General features: G+C 60.1%; 14 protein-coding genes. 9 read left to right on the top strand and 5 right to left on the bottom strand.

Annotation, left to right across the window (positions count from 1 at the left end; translation table 11 throughout):
- Nucleotides 1-92 precede the first annotated feature (92 nt).
- The gene (gene prpD / locus ACYSTU_RS00325; RefSeq protein ID WP_498994925.1) at nt 93-1577 is read left to right on the top strand and encodes a 2-methylcitrate dehydratase; all 1485 of its coding nucleotides are present in this window, start codon (nt 93-95) and stop codon (nt 1575-1577) included.
- Between the two features lie 133 nt (nt 1578-1710).
- On the opposite strand, the gene ppsR is transcribed toward prpD, so the two are convergent.
- Nucleotides 1711-2529 (bottom strand): posphoenolpyruvate synthetase regulatory kinase/phosphorylase PpsR, encoded by an 819-nt coding sequence (gene ppsR / locus ACYSTU_RS00320; RefSeq protein ID WP_016773826.1) that lies wholly within the window; start codon nt 2527-2529, stop codon nt 1711-1713.
- 174 nt (nt 2530-2703) lie between these two features.
- Between ppsR and ppsA the strand changes: the two genes are divergently transcribed.
- The 8 genes from ppsA to ACYSTU_RS00280 all read left to right on the top strand — a co-directional run bounded on the left by ppsA (nt 2704) and on the right by ACYSTU_RS00280 (nt 10929).
- Nucleotides 2704-5073, top strand: a complete 2370-nt coding sequence (ppsA, locus tag ACYSTU_RS00315) for a phosphoenolpyruvate synthase (protein WP_051600403.1) — start codon at nt 2704-2706, stop codon at nt 5071-5073.
- A 185-nt stretch (nt 5074-5258) separates the two neighbouring features.
- The gene (locus tag ACYSTU_RS00310) at nt 5259-6248 is read left to right on the top strand and encodes an alpha/beta fold hydrolase (protein ID WP_498994921.1); all 990 of its coding nucleotides are present in this window, start codon (nt 5259-5261) and stop codon (nt 6246-6248) included.
- 210 nt (nt 6249-6458) lie between these two features.
- On the top strand, nt 6459-6950 hold the full coding sequence (gene rraA / locus ACYSTU_RS00305) for a ribonuclease E activity regulator RraA (protein ID WP_039762996.1): 492 nt from the start codon (nt 6459-6461) through the stop codon (nt 6948-6950).
- A 21-nt stretch (nt 6951-6971) separates the two neighbouring features.
- Nucleotides 6972-7967: a divalent cation transporter CmaX gene (gene cmaX, locus ACYSTU_RS00300; RefSeq protein WP_151551273.1), complete on the top strand. Its 996-nt coding sequence runs from the start codon at nt 6972-6974 to the stop codon at nt 7965-7967.
- A gap of 63 nt (nt 7968-8030) precedes the next feature.
- On the top strand, nt 8031-8279 hold the full coding sequence (locus ACYSTU_RS00295; protein WP_003223293.1) for a hypothetical protein: 249 nt from the start codon (nt 8031-8033) through the stop codon (nt 8277-8279).
- A 2-nt stretch (nt 8280-8281) separates the two neighbouring features.
- Nucleotides 8282-9106 carry a mechanosensitive ion channel family protein gene (locus tag ACYSTU_RS00290; protein WP_016773831.1) on the top strand — a complete coding sequence of 275 codons (825 nt, stop codon included), beginning with the start codon at nt 8282-8284 and terminating at the stop codon, nt 9104-9106.
- 90 nt (nt 9107-9196) lie between these two features.
- Nucleotides 9197-9787, top strand: a complete 591-nt coding sequence (gene sigX, locus ACYSTU_RS00285) for an RNA polymerase sigma factor SigX (protein WP_016773832.1) — start codon at nt 9197-9199, stop codon at nt 9785-9787.
- Nucleotides 9788-9894: 107 nt separating this feature from the next.
- Entirely contained in the window at nt 9895-10929 is a 1035-nt protein-coding gene (locus tag ACYSTU_RS00280) for an OmpA family protein (RefSeq protein ID WP_016773833.1), read from the top strand.
- 102 nt (nt 10930-11031) lie between these two features.
- Here the strand turns inward: ACYSTU_RS00280 and cobA are convergent, their stop codons facing one another.
- Genes cobA through nirB form a run of 4 tightly spaced genes read right to left on the bottom strand, consistent with a single transcriptional unit; the run spans nt 11032 to nt 17285 of the window.
- Nucleotides 11032-11793: a uroporphyrinogen-III C-methyltransferase gene (gene cobA, locus ACYSTU_RS00275; protein ID WP_498994915.1), complete on the bottom strand. Its 762-nt coding sequence runs from the start codon at nt 11791-11793 to the stop codon at nt 11032-11034.
- Nucleotides 11794-11806: 13 nt separating this feature from the next.
- Entirely contained in the window at nt 11807-14518 is a 2712-nt protein-coding gene (locus ACYSTU_RS00270; RefSeq protein ID WP_498994912.1) for a nitrate reductase, read from the bottom strand.
- On the bottom strand, nt 14518-14835 hold the full coding sequence (nirD, locus tag ACYSTU_RS00265) for a nitrite reductase small subunit NirD (protein ID WP_016773836.1): 318 nt from the start codon (nt 14833-14835) through the stop codon (nt 14518-14520). Before nirD ends, ACYSTU_RS00270 begins: the two co-directional genes overlap by 1 nt.
- Nucleotides 14832-17285, bottom strand: a complete 2454-nt coding sequence (gene nirB / locus ACYSTU_RS00260) for a nitrite reductase large subunit NirB (protein WP_498994909.1) — start codon at nt 17283-17285, stop codon at nt 14832-14834. Before nirB ends, nirD begins: the two co-directional genes overlap by 4 nt.
- Between the last annotated feature and the right edge of the window lie 383 nt (nt 17286-17668).

Below are 17668 nucleotides of genomic sequence, written 5' to 3'. Positions count from 1 at the left end.
ACAACACAAAGAAACCAGACACCACGAACCATAAACCAGCCAAGCCCCTGAGGAAGACCCAACCACTCATTTCCCCGAACAGGAGAACCACCGTGAGCGCCAACGTCGACCTGAACAACCGCCCCGATTACGACGCAGTCCTGCAGGACATCGCCGACTACGTCCTCACCTTCAAGCCCGAATCCGCCGAGGCGCTGAACACCGCGCGCAATTGCCTGATCGACACGCTTGGCTGCGGTCTGCTGGCCCTGCGTTTCCCCGAATGCACGAAACACCTCGGCCCGATCGTCGAAGGCACGGTTGTACCGTTCGGTGCGCGCGTGCCCGGCACCAGTTATCGTCTCGACCCGGTCAAAGCCGCCTGGGACATCGGCTGCATAGTCCGCTGGCTGGACTACAACGACACCTGGCTTGCCGCCGAATGGGGCCATCCATCGGACAACCTCGGTGCCATCCTCGCCGTTGCTGATCACCTGTCACAGAAACGCATCGCCAACGGTGAGGCGCCGCTGACGGTCCGCGATCTGCTGGAAGCGATGATCATTGCCCACGAGATTCAAGGCGTGATCGCTCTGGAAAACTCCTTTAACCGGGTAGGACTGGATCACGTCATTCTGGTGAAAGTCGCCTCGACCGCCGTCAGCGCCCGACTGATGGGCGCCAATCGCGAGCAGCTGCTGTCGGCGCTGTCCCACGCCTTCGCCGACGGTCAGGCGCTGCGCACCTATCGCCATGCGCCAAACGCCGGCTCACGCAAATCCTGGGCGGCGGGGGATGCGGCGAGTCGCGGCGTGCGTCTGGCCGACATCGCCATGCGCGGTGAGATGGGCATTCCCGGTGTGTTGAGCGCGAAGCAGTGGGGCTTCTATGACGTATCGTTCAGCCACACCAACAACGATCTGGCGCTGAAGCCCGAGGACAAGCGCGCTTTCAGCTTCTCCCGGCCGTTCGGCAGTTACGTGATGGAAAACGTGCTGTTCAAGATCAGTTTCCCCGCCGAATTCCATGCGCAGACGGCGTGCGAGGCGGCGGTGACCTTGCATCCGCTGGTTCGCAACCGCCTGCATGAGATCGACCGCATCGTCATCACCACCCATGAATCGGCGATCCGCATCATTTCCAAGGTCGGCCCGCTCGCCAACGCCGCCGACCGCGATCATTGCCTGCAATACATGACCGCCGTGCCGCTGGCATTCGGCAATCTGGTGGCTGAGCACTACGAAGACGACTTCCACAAGGCGCATCCGATCATCGATGTGCTGCGCGAAAAAATGCTCATCGTTGAAGAACCGCGCTTTACCCGCGAATACCTTGAGCCCGACAAACGCTCGATTGCCAACGCCGTGCAGGTGTTTTTCAAGGACGGCAGCAGCACCGACAACGTCGTGGTGGAGTACCCGATCGGCCATCGCCGCCGCCGCGCCGAGGGCATTCCGTTGCTGGAGGACAAGTTCAAGGCCAACCTGGCCACGCGGTTTGCCGGGCAGCGTTGCGCTGAGATATTTGCGCTCTGTGAGGATCAGGCGCGGCTGGAAGCCACAGCGGTGAATCGATTCATCGACCTGTTTGTGATCTGACAGACCGCGTTATCGTTCTTCGCGGGCAAGCCCGCTCCCACAGGGATTTGTGATGAACACAGAAATTGTGAACGCCTTCAGAACCTGTGGGAGCGGGCTTGCCCGCGATAGCGTCAGATCAGGCACCGCAAACCTACTTGAACCGCCGCTCAACGCCTTTTTCCACGAGAATCTTCGCCGAAATCTCTTCCACCGAGAAATGCGTGGAATTGATGTGCGGAATGTTCTCGCGGCGGAACAGGTTCTCCACTTCGCGCACTTCGAATTCGCACTGGGCGTAGCTCGAATAACGGCTGTTGGGCTTGCGCTCATTGCGGATCGCAGTGAGGCGGTCGGGGTCGATGGTCAGGCCGAACAGCTTGTGCTGATGGGCGCGCAGGGCGGTGGGCAGGGTCAGGCGTTCCATGTCGTCTTCGGTCAGCGGGTAGTTGGCCGCGCGGATACCGAACTGCATGGCCATGTACAGACACGTCGGCGTTTTGCCGCATCGCGACACGCCCACTAGTATCAGATCGGCTTTGTCGTAATAGTGGGTGCGCGCGCCGTCATCGTTGTCGAGGGCGAAGTTCACCGCCTCGATGCGCTCCATGTAATTGGAGTTGTGTCCGATCGAATGGGATTTGCCGACGGTGTAGGAAGAATGCTCGGTGAGCTCCTGTTCGAGCGGCGCGAGGAAGGTCGAGAAAATGTCGATCATGAAACCATTGGACGTTGCGAGAATCTCACGAATGTCCTGATTGACGATGGTGTCGAAGATGATCGGGCGAAAGCCGTCGGTTTCAGCGGCTTTGTTGATTTGTTGTACCATGGCCCGCGCTTTTTCCACGCTGTCGATGTAGGGCCGCGTGAATTTGCTGAAGGTAATGTTTTCGAACTGCGCCAACAGGCTTTGACCCAGGGTTTCGGCGGTAATGCCGGTGCCATCGGAGATGAAGAAAGCAGATCGTTTCATTTGCACCTTGGGCCTTAAGCTAGTAACGAATCTTGGATATGATAGGCGCGATTTGCCGGCCGCCATTGGCCCGCATTCTCACTTATTTTCCAGGTCCAGGCCATACAACCGGCCAAGGCTCCCCCGGGCCGCCGGTTTCTGAGCTTTTCCAACACAGTTAGTGGAGAGATCACCTTGGTAGAGTACGTAGTTTCCCTCGATAAGCTCGGCAAACACGATGTTGAGCATGTGGGGGGCAAGAACGCATCCCTGGGCGAGATGATCAGTAACCTGGCAGGCGCCGGTGTTTCGGTCCCCGGCGGCTTCGCCACGACGGCTCAGGCCTATCGTGACTTCCTCGAACTGAGCGGCCTGAACGATCAGATCCACAAGGCCCTCGACGCGCTCGACGTCGACGACGTCAATGCCCTGGCCAAGACCGGCGCGCAGATCCGCCAATGGATCATGGACGCCGAATTCCCGGAAAAGCTCAACACCGAGATCCGCACCGCGTTCGCCGCGCTGTCGGCCGGCAATCCTGATGTGGCCGTGGCCGTGCGTTCTTCCGCCACCGCCGAAGACCTGCCGGACGCGTCCTTCGCCGGTCAGCAGGAAACCTTCCTGAACATCCGTGGTGTGGAAAACGTTATCCGCGCCGCCAAAGAGGTGTTCGCTTCGCTGTTCAACGACCGTGCGATTTCCTACCGCGTGCACCAGGGCTTCGACCACAAACTGGTCGCCCTGTCGGCTGGCGTGCAGCGCATGGTGCGTTCGGAAACCGGCACCGCCGGCGTGATGTTCACCCTCGATACCGAATCCGGTTTCCGTGACGTGGTTTTCATCACCGGCGCTTACGGCCTGGGCGAAACCGTCGTGCAAGGCGCGGTCAACCCGGATGAGTTCTACGTACACAAAGGCACGCTGGAGGCTGGTCGTCCGGCGATCCTGCGCCGCAACCTGGGCAGCAAAGCCATCAAGATGATCTACGGCGACGAGGCCAAGGCCGGTCGTTCGGTCAAGACCGTCGATGTCGACAAGGCCGAGCGCGCGCGTTTCTGCCTGACCGACGCCGAAGTCAGTGAGCTGGCCAAGCAGGCGATGATCATCGAGAAGCACTACGGCTGCCCGATGGACATCGAGTGGGCCAAGGACGGTGACGACGGCAAGCTGTACATCGTGCAAGCGCGTCCGGAAACCGTGAAAAGCCGCACCCAGGCCAACGTCATGGAACGTTACCTGCTCAAGGAAACCGGCACCGTGCTGGTGGAAGGTCGGGCGATCGGCCAGCGCATCGGCGCCGGCAAAGTACGCATCATCAAAGACGTCTCGGAGATGGACAAAGTCCAGCCGGGCGACGTTCTGGTATCCGACATGACCGACCCGGACTGGGAACCAGTGATGAAGCGCGCCAGCGCCATCGTCACCAACCGTGGCGGGCGTACCTGCCACGCGGCGATCATCGCCCGTGAGCTGGGCATCCCGGCAGTGGTAGGTTGCGGCAACGCCACCCAGCTGCTGAAGGATGGCCAGGGCGTGACCGTATCCTGCGCCGAAGGCGACACCGGCTACATTTTCGAAGGCGAACTGGGCTTCGACATCAAGAAGAACTCCGTAGACGCCATGCCGGAGCTGCCGTTCAAGATCATGATGAACGTCGGCAATCCGGATCGCGCCTTCGACTTCGCCCAATTGCCGAACGCCGGCGTCGGTCTGGCGCGTCTGGAATTCATCATCAACCGCATGATCGGCGTGCACCCGAAAGCGCTGTTGAACTACGACGGCCTGCCCCAGGAAATCAAGGACAGCGTCGACAAGCGTATTGCCGGTTACAGCGACCCGGTCGACTTCTACGTCGACAAACTGGTGGAAGGCATCAGCACCCTGGCTGCAGCGTTCACGCCGAAAAAAGTCATCGTGCGTCTGTCGGACTTCAAGTCCAACGAATACGCCAACCTGATCGGCGGCAAGCTCTACGAGCCGGAAGAAGAGAACCCGATGCTGGGTTTCCGTGGTGCTTCGCGTTACATCAGCGAATCGTTCCGCGATTGCTTCGAGCTCGAATGCCGCGCATTGAAACGCGTGCGCAACGAGATGGGCCTGACCAACGTTGAAATCATGGTGCCGTTCGTCCGTACGCTCGGCGAAGCCAGCCAGGTGGTCGATCTGCTCGCCGAGAACGGCTTGAAGCGCGGCGAGAACGGTCTGCGCGTGATCATGATGTGCGAACTGCCATCGAACGCGATTCTGGCCGAGGAATTCCTCGAATTCTTCGACGGTTTCTCGATCGGCTCCAACGACCTGACCCAACTGACTTTGGGTCTGGACCGCGATTCGGGGATCATCGCGCACCTGTTCGACGAGCGTAATCCGGCGGTGAAGAAGCTGTTGGCCAATGCCATTCAGGCCTGCAACAAGGCCGGCAAGTACATCGGCATCTGCGGTCAGGGTCCTTCTGACCACCCGGATCTGGCCAAGTGGCTGATGGAACAGGGCATCGAAAGCGTGTCGCTGAACCCGGACACCGTGCTGGAAACCTGGTTCTTCCTCGCCGAAGGCCAGGCTTGATCAGTATGTAATTGGCCCGCGCCCCATGTGGGAGCGAGCCTGCTAGCGAAGACGCAGCAACATTCACCATGGATGTTGATTGACATACCGCTTTCGCGAGCAGGCTCGCTCCCACAGGGGCCGGGCCTTGAGATTGAAGTAGGGCGGGCTCCATCGGATGCCGCCCTTTTTTGTGCAAGAGCATTATGCAAAGCAGCAGCAACCTGTTTCCTGTCGCGCTGATCAGCGCCGAGCGGCGCGGCGATCTGAGCGAAGACGTCTATCGATTGAAACCCGGCAACAGCCCGGACTGGTCCGTGGAGATCGCCGTCACCCGCCTGGGCATGGCCGATGACACGGCGCCACGCGGCGTGCCGGTGATTCTGTTGCACGGCAGCTTTTCCAATCGGCGCTTCTGGTTTTCCCCCAAAGGCCTCGGGCTCGGCGCGTATCTGACGCGGCTGGGCTTCGACGTGTGGATGCCGGAAATGCGCGGTCACGGCCTGTCTCAGCGCAACGAAGACTATCGGCGCAACCGCGTGGCCGACTACGCCCGCTACGATCTGCCGGCGATTGCCGCGTTCGTGCGTGAGCAGAGCGGACAGATCCCGCACTGGATCGGCCATTCGCTGGGCGGCATCACCCTGGCGGCGGCGCTCGGTGGCGAATATCTCGGCGAACCGGCCGTGGCCTCGGCGGCGTTTTTCGGCACGCAGGTCAGCCGCACCTACTGGCCGTTGAAAATCCCACCGGTGGAGTGGGGCGGGCGCTTTATTCTCAAGCGTTTCGCGCAGTTGTCCGGCTCACGTCTCAAACGCGGCCCGGAAGACGAGCCGATCGGCCTGGCCATCGAAAGCATGCGCTGGTACGGCTTGTTCGGCCGCTTCGGCGACAAGGACAAGGATTGGTGGGCCGGGCTTGCCGAGGTGCAGGTGCCGGTGTTGGCTGTGACGGCGGCGGGCGATCATCAGGATCCGGCTTGGGCCTGCCGCAAGCTGTTCGAGCAGATCGGCTCTGAACGCAAGCAGTTCATCAATCTGGGCCGCGAGCAGGGCTTTTCGGACAATTTCGGTCATGTCGAAATGCTGGTGAGCAAAGCAGCGCAGGCTGAGGTATGGCCGCTGGTGGCGCGCTGGTTGAACGATCAGCAGACGCCGTTGCTGGCGCAGACGACGGATCTGGCCGCTGCAGTGTGAGGGGCGTTCCGTTCAGCCTGGCTTGCGGCTAAGATATGACGCATTGTGCGGTTCCGGTCATATTTCGTGACTGTTTAGCGATAACGTTTCAGCCGCGGTTCAGGTTCGCTCAGCGACCATGGCATGGACTAAGGTAAACAGCGACCGCCGGAACTCGTCTCATCAGAATGCGGCATCCTTGATCGTCTTCCTTGTTACAGGAGTTTTTCGATGGAACATTACCTTACGCCTGACCTGTGCGACGCCTACCCGGAGCTGGTGCAGGTGCTGGAACCGATGTTCAGCAATTTCGGCGGCCGGGATTCCTTCGGCGGCGAAATCGTGACCATCAAATGCTTCGAAGACAATTCGCTGGTCAAGGAGCAGGCCGAACTCAATGGCAAAGGCAAAGTGCTGGTGGTCGATGGCGGCGGTTCGCTGCGCCGCGCCCTGCTGGGCGACATGATCGCCGCCAAGGCCGCGCAGAACGGTTGGGAAGGGCTGGTGATCTACGGTTGCATCCGTGACGTCGACGTCATTGCGCAGACCGATCTCGGCGTGCAGGCGCTGGCCAGCCATCCGATGAAAACCGACAAGCGCGGCATTGGCGACCTCAACGTCCCGGTGACTTTCGCCGGCGTGACGTTCCACCCAGGCCAGTACATTTATGCGGACAACAACGGCGTGATCGTTTCGCCGACTCCGCTGAAAATGCCTGAATAAGATTTTCGACAAGGGATGCGGATGTTCGAGGAAGAAAACGCGCAATGGGGGCTGGTGCATGCCCTGGTGCTGGACGGCAAGGGCGGTGCGCGTTCGATAGCCCGGACTGAGCTCGACGATTTGCAGCTGCAGGCCCATGAAAGCCTGTGGCTGCACTGGGATCGCAGCCATCCGCAGACCCGTACCTGGCTGCGCAAATCCAGCGGGCTCAATGAATTCACCTGCGATCTGTTGCTGGAAGAGAATACCCGCCCGCGTCTGTTGCCATTGCCCGACTCCGAGCTGTTGCTGTTTCTGCGCGGGGTCAATCTCAATCCCGGCGCCGAGCCGGAAGACATGGTCTCGGTGCGGATTTTCGCCTCGGCTCAGCGGGTGATTTCCCTGCGCTTGCGTCCGTTGCGGGCTACGGATGAGTTGCTGGCGCTGCTGGTTGAGGGCAAAGGGCCGAAAACTTCCTCTGAATTGATGCTGTATCTGGCGCAGTTCCTCACCAATAAAGTGCAGGATCTGGTTGCGTGCCTGTCGGAAGTGGTCGATGAAGAGGAAGAAAAACTCGACGCCGACGAACGGTATACCCCCGAGCACGGGGCCATTTTGCACATCCGCCGCAGAGCCGCTGGGCTGAAGCGTTTTCTCGCCCCACAGCGGGATATTTTCGGACAGCTGACGCGGATCAAACTGCCGTGGTTCGTCGAAGACGACGCCGACTACTGGAACGAATTGAACAACAGCCTGACCCGTTATCTGGAAGAGCTGGAATTGACTCGAGAGCGCGTGGGGCTTGTGCTGGAGGCCGAAGACCGGCGTTTGAGCGTGCACATGAACCGCACCATGTATCGCTTCGGCATCATTACCTGCATCTTTTTGCCGATGAGTTTCATCACCGGTCTGCTCGGGATAAATGTCGGCGGTATTCCGTTCGCCGAAAGCCCGTATGGCTTCCTGATCGCCTGTCTGACGGTGCTCGCCCTGGCATGCGGCCAGTGGTGGTTGTTCCGTCGATTGCGCTGGGTGTGAACATGGCGCATGTGACCCGAGCAAATCTGCCCGCGTCTTTCACAGACATCACGAGAGGTGCGTATGCACGATCCGTTTGAACAGTCTTTGCGCGACATGCTCAACGCTTCGCCGTCCAGCCGCGACGACGATGCGTGCCTGGGCCGCGTACTCAAAACCGCCAACCGCCAGGTCGGCGCCGGTGATCTGTTCAGCCTGCTGGGCCGCTGGCTGCCCGCGCTGATGATCGCCCTGAACAATGGCTCGGCGCATGTCTCGCCGGTTTCCCGTCTTCGTAAAACTACCGCTCGCACTGCTGATAAGGCTGATTGAATATGGAACTTGATCTCTGGACTCAGAGCCTCGTCACTGCAATGACTGCGTTGTGGACCAAAGTCGCTAACTTCATTCCGAACCTGTTCGGCGCACTGGTTGTGCTGCTGTTGGGTTTCGTCGTGGCCAAGCTGCTCGACACCTTGCTCTCCAAATTGCTCGCAAAACTGGGCCTCGATCGCCTGATGGGCGGCACCGGGCTGACCAAGCTGATGTCGCGTGCCGGGCTGCAGGTGCCGATCTCGACGCTGATCGGTAAAATCGTCTACTGGTTCGTTCTGCTGATTTTTCTGGTTTCTGCGGCAGAATCCCTTGGCCTCGAGCGAGTTTCAGCTACGCTGGACATGCTGGCGTTGTATCTGCCGAAAGTATTCGGCGCCGCGCTGGTGTTGCTGGTCGGGGTCCTGTTGGCGCAACTGGCCAACGGGCTGGTGCGCGGCGCAGCAGAAGGCGTAGGCCTGGACTACGCTTCGGGGTTGGGGCGGATCGCGCAGGGGCTGGTGATCATCATCAGCATCTCGGTTGCGATCAGCCAGCTCGAGGTCAAGACTGACCTGCTGAACCATGTGATTGTTATCGTATTGATTACCGTTGGTCTGGCAGTTGCGCTGGCCATGGGTTTGGGAAGCCGGGAAATTGCCGGTCAGATTCTTGCGGGAATCTATGTGCGTGAGCTGTACGAGGTTGGGCAACAAGTGCGTGTTGGCGAGGTCGAAGGCCAGATCGAAGAGATCGGCACGGTTAAAACCACATTGCTGACCGATGAGGGTGAGCTAGTCTCTCTCTCCAATCGGATCCTGCTGGAACAGCATGTGAGTAGCCGCTAAACCGGCAAACCCTGCTAATGTATGCCGCCGCAAAATGCCAGCCGAGGCTGGTTGTGGCGGACATTGACCTGACTGTCGGCACGACTTGTTTTGAATAAAGCCCAACCGCTATCCACGCGCTACGACCCCCGCGAGCTCTCTGATGAGGAGTTGGTCGCGCGCTCGCATACCGAGCTGTTTCACGTAACGCGCGCCTACGAAGAGTTGATGCGGCGTTACCAGCGAACATTATTTAACGTCTGCGCGAGATATCTTGGGAACGATCGCGACGCAGACGATGTCTGTCAGGAAGTGATGCTGAAGGTGCTGTACGGCCTGAAGAACTTCGAGGGGAAATCGAAGTTCAAAACCTGGCTTTACAGCATCACTTACAACGAATGCATCACGCAGTATCGGAAGGAACGGCGTAAGCGTCGCTTGATGGACGCTCTCAGTCTGGACCCTCTTGAAGAAGCGTCTGAAGAAAAGGCGCCGAAGCCGGAGGAGAAGGGTGGGCTTGATCGCTGGCTGGTGTATGTGAATCCGATTGACCGCGAAATTCTGGTGCTACGATTTGTCGCAGAGCTGGAGTTTCAGGAGATCGCAGACATCATGCACATGGGTTTGAGTGCGACAAAAATGCGTTACAAACGCGCTCTAGATAAATTGCGTGAGAAATTTGCAGGCATTGCTGAAACTTAGTTCAGCGCAAATATCTCTTACGTGTAGGCAAGTTCTGATAGACTTGCCGCCGAGTTGTCCCCCGGTTTGCGGGACTGCTTCACAATCACCAGATGGGGATTTAACGGATGAAACTGAAAAACACCTTGGGCTTGGCCATTGGTTCTCTGATTGCCGCCACTTCGTTCGGCGCTCTGGCACAAGGCCAAGGCGCAGTTGAAATCGAAGGCTTCGCTAAGAAAGAACAATTCGACAGCGCTCGTAACTTCAAGAACAACGGCAACCTGTTCGGCGGTTCGATCGGTTACTTCCTGACCGACGACGTTGAACTGCGTCTGGGCTACGACGAAGTGCACAACGTACGTGCCGACGATGGCAAGAACGTCAAAGGCGCTAACACCGCTCTGGACGCTCTGTACCACTTCAACAACCCAGGCGACATGATTCGTCCATACGTTTCGGCCGGTTTCTCTGACCAGAGCATCGACCAGAACGGTTCGAACGGTCGTAACCGTTCCACCTTCGCCAACGTTGGCGGCGGTGCCAAGCTGTACTTCACCGAGAACTTCTACGCCCGTGCCGGCGTTGAAGCTCAGTACAACATCGACCAGGGCGACACCGAGTGGGCTCCTAGCGTCGGTATCGGTGTGAACTTCGGTGGCGGCTCCAAGCCAGCTGCTGCTCCAGTTCCAGCACCTGCTGAAGTCTGCTCCGACAGCGACAACGATGGCGTTTGCGACAACGTTGACAAGTGCCCGGACACCCCAGCCAACGTAACCGTTGACGCTGATGGCTGCCCAGCAGTTGCTGAAGTTGTTCGTGTTGAGCTGGACGTGAAATTCGACTTCGACAAGTCGGTAGTCAAGCCAAACAGCTACGGCGACATCAAGAACCTGGCTGACTTCATGAAGCAGTACCCATCCACCACCACTACTGTTGAAGGTCACACTGACTCCGTCGGTCCTGACGCTTACAACCAGAAACTGTCCGAGCGTCGTGCAAACGCCGTTAAGCAAGTTCTGACCAACCAGTACGGTGTTGAATCGTCCCGCGTTCAGTCTGTTGGCTACGGCGAATCCCGCCCAGTTGCCGACAACAAAACTGACGCTGGCCGCGCTGTAAACCGTCGCGTAGAAGCGCAGGTTGAAGCTCAAGCTAAGTAATTAGCTGCCGCTGATGGAAAAGCCCGGCTCAGGCCGGGCTTTTCTTTGTCTGCGATTTGGCTTTGGATCTTAAAAGATCGCAGCCTGCGGCAGCTCCTACATTCAGATCATATGTGTCCTGTAGGAGCTGCCGAAGGCTGCGATCTTTTGCTCTTCCACGACAGCAGCCACCGCACCAATCACCAGAATCGCCGGGCTTTTCAATTCAAACGCCGAGGCATCCTCAGCCATCGCAGTCAAATCACTGCGACATTCACGCTGATGCGCCAAAGAGGCGTTTTCGATCATCGCCACCGGCGTATCCGCCGCCATCCCTCCGGCCAGCAGTTGATCACGAATCTCGCCCAGCTTGGCCACGCCCATGTAAACCACCAGCGTCGTCCCGCCTTGCGCCAGCGCCTGCCAGTTCAACTGGCTGTCATCCTGGGTGTGCGCAGTCACCAACGTTACTCCGCGCGCCACGCCCCGCAACGTCAGCGGAATATCGCACTGGGTCGCCCCGGCCAGACCGGCGGTGATGCCATTGACCAGTTCCACTTCAACCCCGCGCTCGCGCAACCACTGCGCTTCTTCGCCACCGCGGCCGAAAATGCACGGATCGCCGCCCTTGAGGCGCACCACGCATTTGCCCTGGCGTGCGTAACGCAGCATCAGGCGATGAATGAATGCCTGCGGCGTCGAACGGCAGCCGCCGCGTTTGCCCACCGGGATCACCCGCGCAGCCGGGCAGTGCTCCAGCACCGCGTCGTTTACCAGATCATCGATCATCACCACATCGGCCTCGCGCAATGCGCGCACCGCTTTGAGCGTCAGCAGCTCCGGATCGCCAGGGCCTGCACCCACCAGCCAGACTTTCGCATTCATGGTGTTGTCCTCGTTAAATGACCGCGACCGGCTGCGCTTCGGCAGCCAGCAGACGCTTGATTTCCGGCACGCAGGAACCGCATTGCGTACCGCATCGGAGATTGTTTTTCAGGCCTTGCAGATCCAGGCCCTGGCGAATGCCGGCGCAGACTGCGTTGAGGCTGACGTTTTCGCAATTGCACAAGGTCTTGTCGGTGGCGATCGCTCCGACAGCGCCTGGCGGCGCGCTCATCGGCGCGAGCAGCCAGCGCCGCAGTTGTTGGTCGGCGCGGCCCTCCAGCCACAGGCTCTGCAACCAGTGTTGCGCAAGGGTTTCGCCGGCCAGGCGAATGGCGGTGATACGGCCGTTTTCGATGCGCACCCGCTTGCCAATGGCGCGACGCGGGTCGTCATAGGCCAGAACCGGGCCATCCAGCAGGGACAGGCACTGGTCGATCTCGCCCAGCAGCTGTGGATCCGGCGCCTGGCCGTGTGCAGCGCGTATCAGCAGCGCTGGCCGCTCACGCCCGACAAGGCTGAGGCTGACGTAGGAAAACGCCTCGCACATCGGTCGTAGCGTCTCGAAATGCCGTTGAACATCACCCTCGATCAAGGCGAACAGCTGCCACGGCAGGTTGACTGCCTCCAGACGCACGCCGCTGTGCTTGAGCTCCGGTTGTTTGGACAGCGGATCAAACGCCGGCAAGGTCAGCTGGTTAACACCGCCCTTGAGATAGCGATCGCCCCAGTGCATCGGCAGAAACGCCTGGCCCGGACGCACGCTGTCGTCGCTGCCGACCGCAACAATCACTGCGCCACGGCGGCTTTTCAAACTGACCAGATCGCCGGGCTGCAAGCGGTGCCGGCGCATCTCGTCCGGGTGCAGGCTCAGCACGGCTTCGCTGACGTGGCCGAACAATTGCGCGGCGGTGCCGGTGCGGCTCATACCGTGCCACTGGTCACGCAGGCGACCGGTGATCAAGGTCAGCGGGAAGCGCGCGTCGCGTTGCTCCTTGGCGGCGCGATACGGATCAGCAATCAACTGCGCGCGACCATTGGCTGTAGGAAAAATGCCGTCGCCGTACAAGCGTGGTGTGCCTTGGCGGGCGCCGGCAGGGAAGGGCCATTGCTGCGGACCGATCTCGTCGATCAAGGCATGACTGATCCCGGACAGATCCAGGTCTCGCCCACGGGTCAGCGCTTTGAATTCATCAAACAACTGCGAAGGTTGATCGAAAGCGAACAGGCTCGGCTGCCTGGGGCGCAGACGTTTCTCCAGACGCTGTGCGAAATCCACCGTGATGGCCCAGTCCGGTCGCGCTTCGCCCGGTGCGACAACCGCTTTGCGCACGTGGGAAATGCGCCGCTCGGAGTTGGTCACCGAACCTTCTTTCTCGCCCCAACTGGCGGCGGGTAACAGCAGGTCGGCAAACGCAGCGGTTTCGGTGGTGCGAAAGGCTTCCTGCAACACCACAAACGGGCAGGCCTCAAGCGCTGCGCGGACTGCGCTCTGATCAGGCATCGATTGCGCCGGGTTGGTACAGGCAATCCACAGTGCTTTGATTTTGCCGCTGCGCAGGTTTTCGAACAGTTCGATGGCGCTCAGGCCCGGCGCCTCGGGCAAGCTCTCCACACCCCAGTACGCCGCCACCTCGGCGCGATGTTCCGGGTTGGAGGCATCGCGATGGCCCGGCAGCAGATTGGACAGACTGCCGGTTTCCCGTCCGCCCATGGCGTTTGGCTGGCCGGTGAGGGAGAAAGGTCCTGCACCGGGCCGGCCAATTTGCCCGGTGGCCAGGTGCAGATTGATCAGCGCACTGTTTTTTGCGCTGCCGGCGGTGGACTGATTCAGGCCCATGCACCACAGCGACAGGAAGCTCGGCGCAGTGCCGACCCATTCTGCGCATTGCTGCAGTTGCTCGATGCTGATGCCGCACAGCTGCGAAACCATTTGCGGGGTGTAATCGCGGACCAGCGTCTTGAGTTCGGCGAGGCCTTCGGTGTGCGCCTTGATGAAATCGCGATCGATCCAGTCTTCCCACAACAGCAGATGCAAAATCCCATGGAACAAGGCGACATCGGTACCCGGAAGAATCGCCAGGTGCAGGTCAGCCAAATCGCAGGTGTCGGTACGACGCGGGTCTATCACGATGACTTTCATCTGCGGGCGACGGGATTTGGCTTCTTCAAGTCGACGGAAAAGTACCGGATGGGCGTAGGCCATGTTACTGCCGACGATCATCACGCAGTCGCTCAGCTCCAGGTCTTCGTAACTGCACGGCGGCGCGTCGGCGCCGAGGCTGCGTTTGTAGCCGACCACCGCCGAGGACATGCACAGCCGCGAATTGCTGTCGATGTTGTTGGTGCCGACCAGCGCCCGCGCCAGTTTGTTGAAGGCGTAGTAGTCCTCGGTGAGCAACTGCCCGGAGATGTAGAACGCCACGCTGTCCGGGCCGTGTTCCGCGATGGTTTCGGCAAACACGTTGGTCGCGTGGTCGAGGGCGGTATCCCAGTCAGTACGGCTGCGCGCAAGGCCTTTGCCCAGGCGCAGTTCCGGGTACAAGGCGCGGGCGGCGAGGTCGCCGGTCAGGTGCAGCGTCGAGCCTTTGCTGCACAGTTTGCCGAAGTTGGCCGGGTGCGCCGGATCGCCGCTGACGCCGAGGATGCGCTCGCCGTCATGCTCGATCAGTACGCCGCAGCCGACCCCGCAGTAACAGCAGGTCGAGGCGGTCGTCTGGCGGTTCATCAGATGGCGTCCCGCAGGGCCAGTTGCACCCGGCCATTCTCGACCCGCGCCGGATGGTGATGGGCACAGCCGATGTCTGGCGCCTGAGCTTCGCCGGTTTCCAGGTCGATCTGCCAGTTATGCAGCGGGCAGGCCACGCGCTTGCCATAGATCAGGCCTTGCGACAGCGGCCCGCCCTTGTGCGGGCAGCGGTCATCGAGGGCGAAAACCTCATCGTCGCTTGTGCGAAAAATCGCGATGTCTCCTTTCGGCCCGGCAATGATCCGCGAACCGAGGGCGTTGATCTCTTCCAGCGCACAGATATCGAGCCAGTTCATGCCGGCACCTCCAGGTTTTTCACGGGGATCACGTCGAATTCTTTCTTCAGTTGCGGCTGCGCCAGGCGTTCTTTCCATGGATCCTGTTCGAACGACAGGGAGAATTGCAGGCGCTCATTCAGGGCCTTGCGCCGCTCGGCGTCTTCGAGCACGTTCTTCTTGATGTGCTCCATGCCGACCCGTTGCAGGTAATGCACGGTGCGTTCGAGGTAGAAGGCTTCTTCGCGGTAGAGCTGCAGAAACGCGCCGTTGTATTCACGGACTTCTTCGGCAGTCTTGAGCTTGACGAAGAACTCGGCGACTTCGGTCTTGATCCCGCCGTTGCCACCGATGTACATCTCCCAGCCGGAGTCGACGCCGATAATTCCTACGTCCTTGATGCCCGCTTCCGAGCAGTTGCGTGGGCAACCGGACACGGCCAGCTTCACTTTGTGCGGCGACCACATGTTGAACAGGTCGTGCTCGAGTTCGATGCCCAGTTGCGTCGAGTTCTGTGTGCCGAAGCGGCAGAACTCGCTGCCGACACAGGTTTTCACCGTGCGGATGGATTTGCCGTAGGCGTGGCCGGACGGCATGTCGAGGTCTTTCCAGACGCCGGGCAGATCCTGTTTCTTGATCCCCAGCAAGTCGATGCGCTGACCGCCAGTGACCTTGACCATCGGCACGTTGTACTTGTCGGCCACATCGGCGATACGCCGCAGTTCCGACGGATTGGTCACGCCGCCCCACATGCGCGGCACCACCGAATAGGTGCCGTCCTTCTGAATGTTGGCGTGGGCGCGTTCGTTGATCAGACGCGATTGCGGGTCGTCCTTGGCCTCGCCCGGCCAGGTGGAAATCAGGTAGTAGTTGAGCGCCGGGCGACAGGTCGCGCAGCCATTGGGCGTGCGCCAGTTCAGGTAACTCATGGTCTCGGCGATGGTCAGCAGGTGTTCCTGGCGGATCGCCTGACGAATCTGCCCGTGGTTGAGGTCGCTGCAACCGCAGATGGCTTTTTCGCTTTTCGGTTTGACGTCGGCCGCGCCACCCACCGTATTGATCAGGATCTGTTCAACAAGGCCGGCGCAGGAACCGCAGGAGCTGGCAGCCTTGGTGTGTTTCTTCACTTCATCGACGCTGAACAGGCCGTGTTCCTGAATCGCCTTGACGATGGTGCCCTTGCACACACCGTTGCAGCCACACACTTCGGCGCTGTCGGCCATGACCATGGCTTTGTCCTGGCCCTGATGTCCTACGTCGCCTAAAGCGTTTTCGCCGAACATGAGGTGATCGCGGATCTCGCCGATGGCGTGATTCTCACGAATCTGCCGGAAATACCAACCGCCATCTGCCGTATCGCCGTACAGACAGGCGCCGACCAGCACGTCATCCTTGATCACCAGTTTTTTGTACACGCCGCCGATCGGGTCGGAGAGGGTGATGGTCTCGGTGCCTTCGCCGCCCATGAAATCGCCGGCGGAGAACAGGTCGATGCCGGTGACTTTCAATTTGGTCGAAGTCACCGAGCCCTGATAGCGAGCGAAACCCAGTTGCGCGAGGTGATTGGCGCAGACCTTGGCTTGTTCGAACAGCGGCGCAACGAGGCCGTAGGCAATGCCGCGATGGCTGGCGCATTCGCCGATCGCATAGATGCGCGGGTCGTAGGTTTGCAGGGTGTCGTTGACCAGAATCCCGCGATTGCACGGGATGCCGGCCTTTTCTGCCAGTTCGGTGTTGGGGCGGATGCCGGCGGCCATCACCACCAGATCGGCAGGAATGATGTCGCCGTTCTTGAACTGCACCGAACCGACCCGGCCATTGCCGGCATCGTGCAAGGCTTGGGTCTGTTCGCACAGGCGAAAATGCAGGCCACGGGATTCCAGCGCCGATTGCAGAAGCTGGCCGCTGGTCTTGTCCAGTTGCCGCTCCAGCAGCCATTCGCCGAGGTGCACCACGGTCACGTGCATGCCGCGCAGCATCAGGCCATTGGCCGCTTCGAGGCCGAGCAGGCCGCCGCCGATGACTACGGCGTGCTTGTGGGTCCTGGCGGTGTCGATCATGGCCTGGGTGTCGGCGATGTCGCGATAGCCGATCACGCCCTGCAAAGTGTTGCCGGGGATTGGCAGGATGAACGGGGTCGAGCCGGTGGCGATCAGCAGGCGATCGTACTCGGCTTCGGTGCCGTCCTCGGCAATCACTCGGCGTTTGACCCGGTCGATCTCCACCACTTTGCGGTTGAGCAGCAACTTGATGTTGTTTTCCAGGTACCAGTCGAGGTCGTTGAGGACGATCTCCTCGAAGGTCTGCTCACCGGCCAGCACCGGCGACAGCAGGATGCGGTTGTAGTTGGTGTGCGGTTCGGCGCCGAAGACGGTGATGTCGTAGAGCTCGTCGCTCAGCTTGAGCAGTTCTTCCAAGGTACGCACCCCGGCCATGCCATTGCCGATCATCACCAGTTTGAATTTTTTCATCAGGTTCTCCGGGAGCTGCGGCTGGCCTCTGGTGGGCCGTCGGGCCTTGCTCGACAAATTTTGCGCAAACAAAAAAAGGCGTCCCGCTAGTTGCCTAGCGAGGACGCCTTTGTCCTGGTCCCGTTCTCTCGGGAAGCGCAGCCTTCGTCGTTGAAGGTTGGGCTTTATGTATGGTGAAAAGGGTAATGCAGTGGTTGTGCCAACTACGCGAAGCGCGGTTTTATTGGTTAGGCGCGGTTATAGCGTTGATTTTTTGCACCGAATCGAAGCGGGTTGCCCGTTCGTGGAGCGTTCAGGCACATAGAGTTGTGGTGATTGGGCTGACGCCTTCGCGAGCAAGCTCGCTCCCACAGGGGGCTGTGGTGTTCACAAATGCCCTGTGG

Source organism: Pseudomonas glycinis, assembly GCF_054871425.1.
The sequence above is the reverse complement of the archived record's forward strand: the minus strand, read 5'-3'. Positions and strand labels throughout refer to the sequence as shown.